Below are 15469 nucleotides of genomic sequence, written 5' to 3' on the forward strand. Positions count from 1 at the left end.
CAGGCTTCAGCTTACCCTTTACGAGGATATAAGTCGTATTACCTTTTCTGTAATCATTGTCGGCATGAGTGGTCTCTGAGACATACTTATAAGGCACATTAGGAACATCAGCCACACTATAAGGAGCGTTCAGCTGGTGAACATCAATTCTATTGGCCAACTGAGAATAGTCATAGTGCTTCATGGCGCCATTAGCCCCATTATACTCATCGGTACTTGCAGGCACAAAAGAAGCTGCGGGAGAGAGTGCGTCATCTTTCTGCTGCAGATAGTACTTCTTTTCGTACTGGGCTACCGACCACTTCAGTTCGGAAACCGTAGCGATGACAACCTCCACATTACCCGGACGAAGGGCCTTGATTTCATAAGCACCATCTACGGGCTGCTGAGTAATGGTCATTGACGCACGTATCGCAGCACGCTTAACGACTATNACATCAATCTTGCCATCACCCACAACATAGACTGTCAAATCATTGATCTTGTCTATACCTCCGTACTCACCTACATGATTGTAGTCATTGTCGCCGGCGCGATTGTGCTGAGGCAATGACATAGAAACAGACATGTGAGTATCTGCAACAGAAGAGTTATCAGGTGATGGACCATTACCCTCCTTGCTACATGAAGCAAAGCCCAACGAGAGCATTGCCCCAACCAAAAACATCTTGTTTAACTTCATAAGCTAATTGTTTAAAGAATGATTATTGTTAAGAACACTAAATAACAAAAGAATCCAGATAAAGACAAAGCTATCAAGATCTTATAATCAGATATGCATAGCAATAAATCTTTGTCAGCACATATCCGAACCTACAATCTCCACAATTCTATACTCTTTGCACACTATTCTGTATGAACCTCTCCTGAACGGCTTCTCTAATAGATTAGGTAGTAGGTGATCGGTTCACAGTTTACTTAACAGAAAAACGACATAGAGTGTTCAGAATACATCGGCAAAAAAACGCTCGATATAAGACCTTCCACTCGCGGCCCGCGAGACAACAACAACCAAACTGGTTTTGTTTTCAATCCTTTATCCAAGTTCTCTGCTGCAAACCGGCATATTAGGTGAATGAGAAAAGAAAATTGATGAAAGGTGTAGCATTATAAGACTACACATAATTTTATCCTTACAAAGGAAAACAAATTTTCTTTATCAAAAACCAATTTGATTGATAAATATAAGTTCTGAGGCATTAAAAGCCGCTTTCTAAGTACTTTTATAGTCGTTAAAGCCCCGTTAGTTATGTATCATTCTCTATTTGAAGGCCTCTGCATGGTTCCAGACCCACGGATAGACCGTAAAAAAGTTTATCCTCTTGACTTTTTACTCCTGATGAGTCCATTGCGCAATGGACTCAAATAAATTATGAGTTAGGCGTAACCCGCTGAGTTATACAGCCTAACTCATAATTTATTTAGGACAACATTGCCTTCTGTATCTTTGTTATCCGAATACTCTGATTTTTTCTGCAAAGAAACCGATCACTCAATATATAAACCGACAATAATCATGCGCAAGAAAAAGACTATCGAGATACAGCGACTCAAAACCGAAGAATATCACGAAAGCCCCAAGCTACCTATCAGGATCATATTGGATGATATACGTAGTATGAACAATGTCGGATCAGTCTTTAGGACAGCCGATGCTTTCAGGCTGGAAGGATTATGCTTGTGTGGGATAACGGCTCGCCCTCCTCATCCAGATATTCACAAGACAGCTTTGGGAGCAGAGGAGAGTGTGGCATGGGAGTATTTTCCTTCAGCAGTGGATGCGATAGCCGAACTCAAAGAAAAAGGATATACAGTCTGCACCGTAGAACAGGCAGAGGGTAGCCTCTTCTTGGAAGATTTCACCCCGGTCGAGAGTAAGCACTATGCTCTTGTCTTCGGCAATGAGGTAAAAGGAGTACGACAGGAAGCCATTGACCTCTGCGACCTCTGCTTAGAGATACCCCAGTTCGGCACAAAGCATTCGCTCAATGTAAGTGTCACGGCAGGAATCGTCATTTGGCAACTGGTCAAGCCGCTACTACCCCTCCTGAAAAAGTAATACCCCCAAAATAAAAAGGGTAAAAGGAGCTGTCTAAAGAAATAAAAACCAAGTCCTTGAGTGCAAGAAACCTCCTCGCGACTAATCTTTTGAGACTTGATTAGTCTCAGACTGCAGCAATGAGCAAGGCCACGGCATAGGCGGAAATACCTTCCTCGCGTCCAGTGAAGCCAAGTTTCTCCGTCGTTGTGGCTTTCAGCGAAATATCCGACACCTCGACCTGCATCACGTCAGCCAATACTTGCTGCATATCCGGTATATGTGGATTCAGCTTGGGCTGTTCTGCCGCAATAGTGGCATCGATATTACCCAATTCATATCCCTGCGAACGCACCAAATCCATCACCCGTTCCAACAAGATCTTACTATCGATCCCCTTATATTGAGGATCCGAAGGAGAGAAATGATGCCCGATGTCACGCAAAGCGGCTGCACCAAGCAACGCATCACAAATGGCATGAATGAGTACATCGGCATCAGAGTGTCCCTCCAAGCCCTTGGGATGCTCCAGACGAACACCGCCTATCCACAAAGGATAACCTTCAGACAAGCGGTGTACATCGAAACCGAATCCTATTCGAAAAGGCTTCTTCATCTCGGTTTAATGGAACAAATTGCGCAATCCATCCATATCGAAAGCAAGCGTAAACCGCAGAGTCTGATCCAACGGATTACTCTGGATCGTAGACAACAGGTAGGAAGCATCGATACGGAATATGTTCATCTTGAAGCCGGCACCAGCCGTGAAGTACTGCAAATTACCCTTGGTGGGATGCAGGTATGAATATCCGGCACGAACAAAAAACTTATCGTCATAGCTGTATTCAGCACCAAGCCCCCATGTGATCTCACGGAATTCTTCCTTGAGTCCTCCCGGCGCGTCACCGAAAGAAGAGAATATACCGCTGATTGAAGAAGTTTCCTGATATTTCTTCAGTGCAGCCTCATAACCGGCCTGATCGTTTTGATCCATGATAGGAGGAGTGGGTACAAGCAGCTTGCTAAGTTCGAGGTTGAAGCTGATGCTGTTATAGTCATCGATCGGATACAATAGCCCCGTTCCGAGATTCAAAGAAGTAGGGATGAAAAAACTTGTGGCACCTCCATCATAGGAGATCTTCGTACCGATATTCTTCACATTGAAACCTAATGACCACAGGCTCTCGGCATTCCCCAGTAGCACATACTTCTGTAAATAACCGGCTATATCTGCCGCAAAAGCATTTCCTGCCTGATTCTCTCCTGTATTGTGCGTGCTCTGATCGGAGCGGATATAACGTAGTGCTACGGCCATAGAGAAGTCCTCCGAAAGCTGGCGACTATAGCCCAAATCGACAGCAAACTCATTGGGATGGGCCTCTCCCATGGATTCGCCCAATTCGTCGAAAGTCTCCAGTTTTCCTAATGTGAAATAACGTAGAGAAGCACTAATAGCCTGATTCTCGTCGGTTCCCAATTTGTAGAAACCGGTCATCTGCATCAGCGCAATATCATTGACCAGTTTGGACAGCCAAGGGGTGTATGAGAAGCTGATACCGGCTTTCGTATCCACGAAAGCATATTTACTCGGATTCCAGTACTGTGAATACGCATCCGGTGTCGTTGCCACACCTATATCCCCCATACCGGCAGCACGTGCATCCGGACTGATATTCAACGACGGCACGGAAGTGTGTACCACATTCAGTTGCTCCTGAGCTTCGATAGCCATTGGAGCAATGAGGAGGGTTATCGCCAAGGGAAGCAATCTATTCTTCAGCATTTTCTTGATAATCATATTTCGTTCTTTTTGTTTTTGTACTCTTGTTGGGTTTACGAACATTCCATATCGTAAACGGCAGGATCGCTTCGGCTATTGTCCTACCACGATCATTTTCTTGGCCATGGAGGCCGTCTGTCCTCCGGGAGAGTTCACCACACAGCGATAAAGGTAGAATCCGTTTCCGATCTTCACTCCGTATTTGGAGGTCAGATCCCACTTGATCTCTATAGGTTCTCCGTAGGAGGAGGAATATGTCTTGACGGGCAGAGTGTTCACGAGACGACCGGTGAAGTCGTAGATCTCCACAGCCACGTTCAAATCGCTTCCGGGGCGATTGTGGAAGATTCGGAACGTAGCACTCTCGCGTACCGGATTCGGGAATAAAATCACATCTGCCACATCCGGAGCAATGCCATCTACCACTCTGAACGAAAAGTCATGATGGGCGGCATTATTGAAAATGTCCCAAACCGTCAGTCGGGCTGTATGATCCCCTTCGGCCAAAGCCGGTATCATAAAGAGGATAGTGCCCACACCTGCATCCGTAGCCGAGCTTGTGAAATAAGCATTGAGGTTATAGGTCAGATCGGCACGGCCATCGATACAGAGCGTAATATCATGCCCTACACCGCTACCCGTGATATTGATTCCGTTCAGGTCGAATACTTCGGCCATAAACAGAGGAGTAGGATTAACCTCATCCCCCGATCGGAATGTACTGTCATTGAGGAAACAGCTTATAATTTCGGGCGGTGTATTATCCTCCGTCACCTCATCGGGAATACCCGGTTGGACTCTGATGGAGAAGTCTACCCCCATGGCTTCCGTCTTTGTGCTTTCGTTATAGGCATAGAGATTGATCCGGCCTTCGTGCTCGGAATAGTTCACATCCTTGGGTACGATAAACGAAGTTTCGAAGACTCCGTTCTTTACTTCGGCAATACCGGCATACATCACGTTAGGATAGTCATAATATACAAGAGAGTGGTCATTTCCCTCCTCTTCCAAAGCCGTCATTTTCTTTCTGCCGTCGAAGACAGTCAGGAAAACCTTGCCACTGAAAGTCTCGTCGAACGTTCCCTGTTCATCGGTCACCTTACCCTTCAGGGCTACCCGTTCCAAAGACTTGAGCACAATGGTTCCATACTCCCCTCCGGGAACCTGCCCGTTGATCGCAGTCAAATACACTTTGTGGGTAGGAAGATTCATACGCACGGACGGATCACCCATCAGGAAGAAACTCAACTGATTGATAGAATCGGGGAAAACAGTACTGAGCATCCCCTGTTTGGCCGATCGGATAATCTCACCCATCGTACGATAACGCCCGTCCTTAGCTTTCTCGAACATACGCCGAAGCATAAAACCATTGATCTTCTCATTCTGCGTATTATAAACGACACGCGTAGTCGAGAACATGATCGGAGTGCCACTCTTCTCGTGGAGGAAAACCTCCTCCCCTGCCGAGGTCGTCTGACTGTCATAGTTGGCAAAGTCGCACGTGGCAGTAATCCAAATGGGCATATGCTTATAATTGAAGTTGTGTATATCATTGAGCGTCAGCAGATGCTCGTCCGACCATCCGGCAGGACCGCCATGACCGGTATAATTAAGCAGGATGATACCCGACTGAAGGGTTTCCAACATTTTTTTCTTTGCTCCCGGGATACTGTGCAACCCGTTCTCGATGACATGCGGATATACGTCCTGAAAGGCACGCACCGGCATGATGGCAGGAGCATAACGCTTGACGGTATCGATCAAACGGGAAGTTTCGGTCGCGTGTCTGTCCCCATTGTCTGCCGCAAAGCAGGTGCGAATACGCCAGGCACCGCTCTCACGATCCTCCTCATATCGGATGGTCTTGTCCACTGCGATGCGAGCTTCGGCCGGAGTACGTACGGGGAATCGCCCTACAGCCATATTATAATTGCGCCAACCGATATTGACCGAGGCCGGCTGATCATCCAGCAAGCCGAAGTAATCATCTGTCACATAACTGCTTACGTTCGTCGAATTGACGGCTTGGAATGTCAGCAAGAACTCCGTTTGCTGGAGATACGGTTTCTGCCAAGCTACAGAGACCTTCCTGTTGTCATGAGTCCCATCGCCGAAGAGAAGCATTTGCATCGGGAAGGTCTCTCCCACAGGTGCATTTGTCTTCCATCTGTCGTAAAACATTTTGGCAAAGAGGCGGTATGCCGTAGCATCGGGAGTGCCACCGGAAAACTCGTTGAACACTTGTTCCTGCAATACGACCAAGACCTTCAGCCCACCTTTCTCTCTACGATAGGCAGCCAGTCGGTCAGCCTCGGGGAGGAGAGCCTGAGTAGAGACAATGATCAGATCAGGGATTTCTTCTCCATGCAGGTTTTGATTGGGTACCGCTCCGAGGATCTCCGGAGCAGAAGCCTGTGACAAGTCCACGGCATAAAACGTATTGATAGTCCTTCGATCCTGATCCTTCGGCGGAGCCACGAACTCAATGGTCCTGTCCCCGACAGTCTTAACGGGAACAAGCGAGGCTGTCAGGGAAGAATTGGCATGCAAAACCACCAGAGACTCCGGCACCTCACTGACAACGAAGCGGCAGGACTCGCCCCCCAAAACGGGCAAATTGGAAAACCGCCTGATATGCATGGGTGCGCCATCGTACCGGAGATCGTTCTGTGTAGCCACCTCTATGAAATCCAGATTGACCGCATCCCCTGTCATACTATAATTCACGTCCAAGCGCAACTCATTGGCCAAGCTGTTCATCGGCGTACTGTGATAGAGACGACGCTTCTTGCCCGCCAAATAGGAATTGGCTACCTCATTCGATGTCATGGAGAAAGGATCGCTGAAGATCAGAATACCATTGGCCGAGAGCGACATCTCGCGGCCGCCACCGGCCGATCTGGCCTTGGCTATGTATGAGAATACGGTACCGAGTTCGGCAGACGAGCGCGTGTTGCCCCTCAAAGGGAACTTGACCGTACGCGTATTGACTGCACTGAAAGACTCGCCATACAGATCTCGCCCCGATTCTTTGGGCGAATACAATTCCTGCTCATGGAGCATCAGCTCATCGTAGTAGTCGATCAAGGCTTCGGCCGACGCACCTCCACCCGTATATTGAGACATCTGCAAAGGAGCTCCGGCAGCATCCGACAGGAAGTAGTAGCCATGCGTACTGTACGTATTCACCGTATGCTCCATGGTGGTTTTAGCCGGATTGTAGAACCACGTCACCGGGCCCACGGCATAGAAATACAGCGCATCGCCCTGACGGAGTACCGGTACGGGAGGCAAATCGTCTGTCGTGATCCGGCTCAGATCTTCGGGAAGTACCCCTCCGCCATAGCCGAACACACCCACCTTGGACGGATCGGAGAAGCCATTGGCACGGAGCTGTTCGTCCGTAAGGCGATACACTCCACTTGCATCGACACGTATCTTGACCCAATGTCCCGAAGCCATTAGCGAACGGTCAGCCGTCTTCCCCACAGCTCGTTGCGCTACCGCAGGCAGAGCAAGGGCAAGGAAGAGAGAAAGGAATGCGACTATTGGAAGTATTCGTTTCATCTGAGAAATAGCTTATTTGATGGATATGTCGAGCAGTTTTTGCTCTTCGAGATAGGCTTCGAGGTGCTGGCCGATAGCAATAGGGCCTACCCCTGCCGGAGTCCCCGTAAAGATAAGATCCCCCATACGGAGCGTGAAGAAACGACTGGCATAAGCGATCAAACGATCTACGGAAAAGAGCATATCCCGTGTATTGCCCTGCTGCACCGTGCGTCCGTCTATATCCAATCGCAGATCCAGCTCCTGCACACCGTGCCGGAGCGAGTCCTTCTTCACCCACCGCCCTACGGCAGCGGAGTTGTCGAAAGCTTTGGCCGTTGCCCATGGCAATCCCTTGGCTTTGGCACGACGCTGGAGGTCACGAGCCGTGAAGTCTATACCGACGCTAACCTCACTATAATAGCGGTGAGCAAAACGCTCGGCTATGCACTTGCCGATACGATCGATACGAACCACCAGCTCGGTCTCATAGTGGATCTCCTGAGAAAAATCCGGATAGAAAAAGGGATACCCTTCGCGCAACAAGGAATCGGCCTTGAGGAAAAGCACAGGTTCCTCCACACAAAAATCGGCTCCCTCTCCATTCGGACAGGGAGCAACGGGAAGGATGTCCGCACGTCGCATTTCGCTGACATGCGCACTATAGTTCATGCCGACAGCAATTATCTTCATCGTTCCAAGAGCGAGCGAAAGCCCTTATTATAAAAAAGGGCAGAGGAGGATTGTTCAGCCTTCGGAGACCTAAGGTAGCGATTTCATCCGATTGAACATCACAGCCAACTGGGCATACATCGACGTATTCTGTACGACCACGCCTTCGGGCACACTAATGCGCCATGGAGTAAAATTCCAAATAGCCTTGATCCCTGCTACTATCATCTCATCGGCCACCGACTGTGCCGCCCGTATCGGGACGGTAAGAATACCTATATCCACACGCTCTCGAGCGCACAACTCCGCAGCCCGGCTCTTATGGTAAACGGGGATACCATTGATATTAGTGTCCACAATATCCGGATTCACATCGAAGCCGGCGGCAATCTCCAGCCCGAAGTGGCGCAAACCCGAGTCCTGCAACAAAGCAGCACCCAGACTTCCCACCCCGAAGAGGAAGGCCCGGTGGTGGTGCGTAAAGCCCAGAAAGTCGTTCAGCACAGCCACCATATCTGCCACACGATACCCCACCCGTGTACGCCCATCCACCGACACATAGGAGAGATCCTTGGCCACGAGCGAAGCATCCACCCCTACGGCACGAGCGATCCGCGTGGAAGACACCGACTCACATCCATCCGCATGCAATAGCTGGACGTAAGACAAATACCAGGGCAGACGCCTCAAAGTAGGTTCGGGGACTTTGGTATTGAGAGGAGAAGATTCGTTCGCAATCGTTTTCATCCGTTTTATTCGTGGATTATTTAACTACAAATATATGTAATTGCACCGTAATAGTCTATGTTTCTGTCATATTTACCTATCAAGCAAGCACCCGAAAAGAGGTATAGGGATAGCTTTGAGCCTTATCGGCAGAGAGGGGTGAAGGGAGGCTTGTTCAAGGCAAGTATTTCAAGTCATTCGGATCGAGCTTTTTTCTTACATTTGCAAGCAAGTAAAGACGCTAAACAAGGAATAACTAAATATATACTAAAGCATTACAAATCATCGACCAATTTCTCTGACGATCTAAACAAATGAAATATATTTCCCGACTTCACACACTACCCTCACCCATCCAATCCATTTATTTATATTCTATCAAGGCATTTGAAAACAGACTAAGTATGATATAAGGAATAACCATTCTTTCCAGTCCTGCAAATCTATAAGGCACCCGCTTGGTTCGGCCACGAATCGAGCGGGTACCTCTTTTATTTCACCTTTCCAAACAGCTTTTTCAGCTCTACTATTTATATATAAACCGAATACGATCTATATACAAATGAAAAACGATTTATATATAAAACGAAAACGATCTGTATATAAATTAAAACTGATTTATATATACATCGCCATCGAAACTCTTTCAAAGCAGATTCCAACCACAAAAAGTCCGATTCATGAACATTTTTACGTTGAAAATCTCTTCCCATCCATCGCTTATTTAGAATGATTCCAAACTCATCTTCGTTGTTGAAAACTTTTTTGGCCTGTGTTTTCAATAAAATTTCTCAAAAAAGAGGATCGTTCTCATAGAGTATTCTCGAATCAGAAAAACCAAGTACAGCTTCCAAACTTCGTATAAGGAACAGACTTGCAAGTGCTGAAGATCAAGCCATAACCTTTCCGGCATGAAAGCAAGTAAAAAGCTTTTTCTCAGTGAGTAAATCCCTACCTTTGCGGCGTGCAAGGCTTTTGCTGCACGGATAATCTCGTTTTTTCTCATGATCGGATCATATTTCAGGCCGAAGCTGCTCGATGTTTTCCACGGGTACAACCGTGAGCGTTTCATGGCCGACCTCATGGCCGGCGTTATCGTCGGTATCGTAGCTTTGCCCTTGGCCATTGCCTTCGGTATAGCCAGTGGCGTATCTCCGGAAACAGGTCTTATCACGGCCATTATAGGCGGTTTCATCGTATCGTTTTTGGGTGGTTCATCCGTCCAAATCGGTGGCCCGACGGGTGCTTTCATCGTTATCGTCTACGGCATCATTCATAAGTACGGCATCGAGGGCCTCACGATTGCCACTATCATAGCCGGTATCCTGCTTCTCGTGATGGGAGCTCTTCGTCTGGGTACGCTGATCAAGTTTATCCCCTACCCGATAGTCGTGGGATTCACGGCAGGGATCGCCCTCACGATCTTCTCTACCCAAATGAATGACCTCTTCGGCCTCGGTATTGCAGATATGCCCGGTGATTTCCTTGGCAAATGGGGAGCTTATTTTACCAACTTCAAGTCAGTAAACCTCTGGGCTTTCGGGATGGGTCTGCTTAGTATTGTCATCATTATGCTGAGTCCGAGGTTCACCAAGAAGATACCCGGTTCGCTCATTGCCATTATCTTGATGACCGTAGTGGCCTATTTACTTCGGCTACAAGGTATCGGCGAGTTCGAAACCATCGGCGACCGCTTCACTATTTCCGTCCAACTGCCCAAGCCAACGGGGGTAACACTCAGCCTCGAAACGATTCGCCAACTTTTCCCTCCGGCTTTTACCATCGCCCTGTTGGGAGCCATCGAGTCTCTGCTGTCGGCCAGCGTAGCCGATGGTGTGATAGGGGAAAAGCACAACAGCAACACCGAGCTTATCGCTCAGGGTGCAGCCAATATAGTGGTTCCGTTCTTCGGCGGTATTCCCGTCACCGGAGCCATAGCCCGTACAATGACCAATATCAACAACGGCGGTCGCTCTCCTATTGCAGGGATCATACACGCCTTCGTGTTACTGCTGATCCTGCTATTCCTCGGTCCTCTGACGGCATACATCCCGATGGCTTGTTTGGCCGGAGTACTGATCGTAGTATCCTACAATATGAGCGGATGGCGTTCGGTGGCCAATATCGGTCGCGGCCCTCGCAGCGACAGCCTCGTCATGCTGGTTACTTTCCTGCTTACCGTCATCCTCGACCTGACCGTTGCCATAGAGATCGGACTGCTTTTGGCCATCCTGCTCTTTATGAAGCGCGTCACGGAGAACACACGCATCACAGTTGCCACAGGCAAGCTCGACCTGACGCAGACGGGCGAGATCGCCCACCACGACGAAGTGCTCGACATCCCGAAGGGGGTAGAGGTATATGAAATCGAAGGGCCTTTCTTCTTTGGCATCGCGAACAGATTCGAAGAGATCATGAACACATTGGGCGATCATCCCGATGTTCGGATTATCAGAATGCGACATGTGCCGTTTATGGATTCGACAGGGATGCACAATCTGGAAAACCTGATCAAAATGAGCCGGAAAGAAGGCATCAGCATCGTACTCTCCGGTGTGCGCAAGGACGTCCATGAAGAACTTGCCACCGCAGGCATCGTAGGGCTATTGGGAGAGGAAAACGTATGTGCCGATATTCAAGCGGCTCTGCGACAGGCACAAGCCATAACCCGAGGAGCATGAAGATAGGTACCATAGACCTCGGAGTAGAGCCTTTGCTGCTTGCTCCGATGGAGGATGTGACGGATGTGGCCTTTCGGGTCATGTGCAAGCAGTTCGGTGCCGATCTGGTTTATTCCGAGTTTCTCAGTGCCGATGCCCTGATTCGTCAAGTAGCCGGCACATTCCGAAAAATGACCATAGACGAATCGGAACGCCCGATGGCTGTACAGATATACGGACGGGATGTAGCTTCGATGGTAGAGGCTGCCCGACTATGCGAAGCGGCCGGTCCGGATCTGATCGATCTGAACTTCGGATGTCCGGTCAAACGGGTAGCAGGGAAAGGTGCCGGCAGTGGGATGCTCCGCAATATCCCACTTATGATAGAGATAACGCGTGAGGTAGTTAAAGCGGTGAAGCTGCCCGTAACGGTGAAAACGCGGCTTGGCTGGGACAATGACAGCAAGATCATAGTAGACCTGGCTGAACAGCTCCAAGACTGTGGCATTGCAGCCCTGACCATACACGGTCGCACACGCGCCCAAATGTACACGGGGACGGCTGACTGGACGCTGATCGGAGAAGTGAAGAACAATCCGAGAATGCAAATCCCCATTATCGGAAACGGAGATGTGACCACTCCACAAGAAGCCCGACGAGCCTTTGACGTATATGGTGTGGATGCCGTAATGGTAGGCAGGGCTTCTATCGGCCAACCATGGATATTCGAAGAAATGAAGCATTTCCTTCGCACGGGAGAAACGTTGCCTTTGCGTCCGTTTTCCTATTATATGGACATACTACGCTGTCAGACGCTGAACAACATCCGGAAACTGGACGAACGGCGAGGCATCCTCCATACACGCAGACATATTGCAGCCAGTCCCATATTCAAAGGGATCCCGAACTTCAAGCCCATGCGCGTGGCCATGCTTCGTGCCACGACACAGGAGGAGCTTTTCGCACTTATGGACGAGGTGGAGAAGATGATAGGATCGGCCGATTCAGCGGCGGTATAGTCGCTTGGACAAAGCCCCTCCTACCGATTGTTTCAATTCGCAGGTCTCCGCATGCAGATCTTTCAGCTCGGCATCATGTCTGCCGGTGAATATCTCGTTGTGGTGTTCGCATAGCAACCAGAGCAGATGATCGAAGGCAGTCAGCTGCTCGTCCGACAGGGTGGAAACGAGTGTCTCGGCACAAAGGCGCAGATTGGGAAAGAGATTGACCAGTACCTTTCTTCCCTCAGGAGTAATGGAGACACGCATGCTTCTGCGATCCTCCTCATCCGGTTTCTGCTCGATCAGATTAGCTTTCAGCAGACGACGCATGACTTCTGCACCGGATGTTTTTTCCATGGCATTGAGGTTGTTCAGCTCTGTTTTGGTCATGCTCTCACCGTTCATCAGACAGACCAAATAGGTGTATTCGTCTTCGGTCTGCAAGGGAGATTCCGCCAGTGCTTTCTTGATATAAAAACGAGAGTAACGATGCAGGAGGCTGACTCCTCGCGCTATATTCTTGGCTCCTGCTGCTCGTTTCCGGGTAGCAGAGACAACTTCTTCTTCCTCCTGTTTCTTCTTTTTGTCGCAACGCCAACTTAAAAAGTCGGCAAAGTCTTTCATTTCAGGTTCATGCCCCCCTCCGTCATACAAACTTTCAAATGCGTCGAGGTAGTCGATAAGATCGAAAAGCAGTTTTTTGTACTTCATAAATTGCTCCGATTGAATAAAGAGTCCGTTCGATGTAATCCTTTTGGAGCATAAATGTACATTTTTCCACTGAAAAGCAGGAGATTACATATTGAATGTAAATCGGATGGCAACACCTCTTTCGTAAAAGAAATTGTAGCCGCCATAGAATACTCCGACTTGCATCAGCGTACCGATACTCTGCGAATAGCCCATCTCCAGATAGGGTTTTCTCGATACCATATCCCACCGGGCCTTGAAATGCAAGGCCTCGTCGTTGGTCTTTAGGAAAACGAAGGGCAGGAAATTGACCAGCAAGCGCGAAGCTCGGTAGCTGGTTTGAAGGATAAGGTGTTTGTCGGCTGTAGCCGTATAGGGAGGCAGTGTCTGGAATGCAGCTTCCATGCTATCGCCGAATCGCCAAAAAGCATTCCCCCCTTTCAGAAAAAAGTACTCGCTCGGATAGATAACCAACCGATCGATATAGCCTCCGACATTCAATTGATAGAACAGTGACGATGCCGGTGAAAAGACAAGTCGCTGCTGTATGCTCAAATCAAGGTGGTGGAAGCGTGCATCGGACTTACGCCCCATCCCGAAAGCTCCGCGATAAGAGAGAGAAAGGAGCGGAGCACGTATGCCCTCGCCCTCACGAACGAGAAATCCGTCCGCCGTATAGCGGTAGTAGGGATGCGGATTGAATGTCATCTTGGCTCGTACTTCCAGCAGTCGGTGATGAGGAACTATACGAGGGAGATCGGGATCGGCATTGCTGATATTCAGAATATCGGTAATGCTGCCACCGAAGAGGCTCCACGTTTCTCCATGCGGCAAAGGATTGCGCTCGGCCAGCATCACGCTTGTCTCCACATTGAGCTTGGGCAATAGATCGATACTATTGGTCAGACGGACAAATTTATCATCGTAGCGAGTTGTCGGACCTTGTCCGTTGAGAAGCTCCATCATCAGATCGGTCAGCTGGTCTATTCTTTCGCGTGTGCTGTACAAATCGAAAGAGCGATGCCCTGCAGATAATTGCAAAAGTCCTCTTTGCGAAGGAGAATAGTGGAGTTTACTATCGAGAGTCCAAACAGCTTTGCGTCGTTTGGTGACATAGTAGAGGCTGGGCTTTATCTCCCAGCGGATTCCGGGAGCCATATCGCAAATAGCCGTCAGAGACTGCCCCAACCAAAGATGATCGGCATAATTATAATAGAACAAAGCCCACACCAATCCCTCATTGCCTAATCGCCAACGCTCCCCGATCCGATACTTGTGTCCCCAAGCCAATGCGCGATGCCAAGGTACATGCTGATGCAGAGTATGATCTCGACCGACAACCACATTTTTCCAATATGTAGAACTATCCTGTCTCGCGAAGCTGCTACGAACAGCCCAAATAGGAGCGATGGGCAGTTCGTCCGGCAAACGGTAGCCACTGCTATCTTGCGGCATATAAACCGGTACTGCGGCCTTGTCGAGCTGCTCTCCCGTATACGTCACAGATGCGGAATAGCCATTATAGAGAGAAGCCCAAAGGCGATTGCGACTGATGACGGCAGAAAACCTGACCGGTAGAGAAAGATTCGGCTCTACCTCTTCCAATTCGACTCGATAAGATTCTGTAATAACCCCCTTCATCATGACTTGCATTTCCAGTACAGCAAGTCGCTGCCGTGTGGCATCTATCGTTAAAGTTCCATGAGTCAGGCCGCTCAGTCCGCGAAATGCGATACTGCGGTATTCTATACCATCTTTCTCATATAGGCTCTCCAAACGGTAAGTATAAAAGGCTTCGGCTTCTCGTCGAAGAGGGTTGGGGAATATTTGCCGATTGCCAAAGTCGAACTCTTCGGCATATACATTCTCTCCCAACAAAGCTAAGGCCGTAAGGTCATCCGCTTTGTTTCGCTGAGGAATATCCGACCGAAAAGAAACAATACCCCTTCTGTATGTACCCGTTACCGAGTCGTATTGTCCATATAGCCGAGCCTCCATACACAAGGAATCCGACGAGAGATACTGCTCCCATGGAATCCCTCCGTGTTTGAGCCGACGCACTATCGGCAGCACACGAGAAGCCCATGATCGACCTCGAATATCGGCTTCCCAACTACGGCCTTCTGCCATGCGGAAGAGGAGGGGCGTTCTGTCTGAAATCATTCTGACCGTTTCCAAAGCGAAAGCTTCGGATTCTTTTTTGTCGAACAGGGAGGTCTGCTGCTCCGTCCCATTGCTCAGCTCCCGTATTTCCTTCGATACTGAAGGTAATGACTGCCCCATCGTATGAGAAGCACAGACTCCGAGAAGCCAAAAGAGCGATAGCAAAAAGCGGACGATCGGTTTTCTCATC

Annotated in this window: 10 protein-coding genes; 3 read left to right on the forward strand and 7 right to left on the reverse strand. The window is 48.9% G+C overall.

The window, feature by feature from the left end:
• Positions 1-1516 precede the first annotated feature (1516 nt).
• Positions 1517-2059: an RNA methyltransferase gene (locus HQ50_RS00010; RefSeq protein ID WP_018965303.1), complete on the forward strand. Its 543-nt coding sequence runs from the start codon at positions 1517-1519 to the stop codon at positions 2057-2059.
• Positions 2060-2165: 106 nt separating this feature from the next.
• On the opposite strand, the gene ispF is transcribed toward HQ50_RS00010, so the two are convergent.
• The 5 genes from ispF to HQ50_RS00035 form a co-directional block, all read right to left on the reverse strand.
• Positions 2166-2654, reverse strand: coding sequence for a 2-C-methyl-D-erythritol 2,4-cyclodiphosphate synthase (gene ispF / locus HQ50_RS00015; protein ID WP_018965302.1), 489 nt, complete (start codon positions 2652-2654; stop codon positions 2166-2168).
• A 6-nt stretch (positions 2655-2660) separates the two neighbouring features.
• Positions 2661-3836, reverse strand: a complete 1176-nt coding sequence (gene porV, locus HQ50_RS00020) for a type IX secretion system outer membrane channel protein PorV (protein WP_026292235.1) — start codon at positions 3834-3836, stop codon at positions 2661-2663.
• A gap of 75 nt (positions 3837-3911) precedes the next feature.
• The gene (gene porU, locus HQ50_RS00025; protein WP_039427424.1) at positions 3912-7388 is read right to left on the reverse strand and encodes a type IX secretion system sortase PorU; all 3477 of its coding nucleotides are present in this window, start codon (positions 7386-7388) and stop codon (positions 3912-3914) included.
• Between the two features lie 12 nt (positions 7389-7400).
• Positions 7401-8060, reverse strand: coding sequence for a fumarylacetoacetate hydrolase family protein (locus HQ50_RS00030; RefSeq protein WP_018965299.1), 660 nt, complete (start codon positions 8058-8060; stop codon positions 7401-7403).
• Positions 8061-8129: 69 nt separating this feature from the next.
• Positions 8130-8786, reverse strand: a complete 657-nt coding sequence (locus HQ50_RS00035) for a redox-sensing transcriptional repressor Rex (protein WP_018965298.1) — start codon at positions 8784-8786, stop codon at positions 8130-8132.
• Positions 8787-9769: 983 nt separating this feature from the next.
• Here HQ50_RS00035 and HQ50_RS00055 point away from each other — a divergent pair.
• Positions 9770-11446, forward strand: a complete 1677-nt coding sequence (locus HQ50_RS00055) for a SulP family inorganic anion transporter (RefSeq protein ID WP_039427429.1) — start codon at positions 9770-9772, stop codon at positions 11444-11446.
• Entirely contained in the window at positions 11443-12444 is a 1002-nt protein-coding gene (gene dusB / locus HQ50_RS00060) for a tRNA dihydrouridine synthase DusB (protein WP_039427431.1), read from the forward strand. Before HQ50_RS00055 ends, dusB begins: the two co-directional genes overlap by 4 nt.
• Here the strand turns inward: dusB and HQ50_RS00065 are convergent.
• Complete coding sequence (locus HQ50_RS00065; protein WP_018965293.1) at positions 12430-13137, reverse strand: MarR family winged helix-turn-helix transcriptional regulator; 708 nt, start codon at positions 13135-13137, stop codon at positions 12430-12432. The genes dusB and HQ50_RS00065 overlap by 15 nt on opposite strands.
• An 84-nt stretch (positions 13138-13221) precedes the next feature.
• A complete protein-coding gene (locus HQ50_RS00070; protein ID WP_039427433.1) occupies positions 13222-15468 on the reverse strand; it encodes a DUF5686 family protein in 2247 nt (748 codons plus the stop codon).
• Position 15469 lies beyond the last annotated feature (1 nt).

Source organism: Porphyromonas sp. COT-052 OH4946 (assembly GCF_000765965.1).
GTDB classification, from domain to species: domain Bacteria; phylum Bacteroidota; class Bacteroidia; order Bacteroidales; family Porphyromonadaceae; genus Porphyromonas; species Porphyromonas gulae.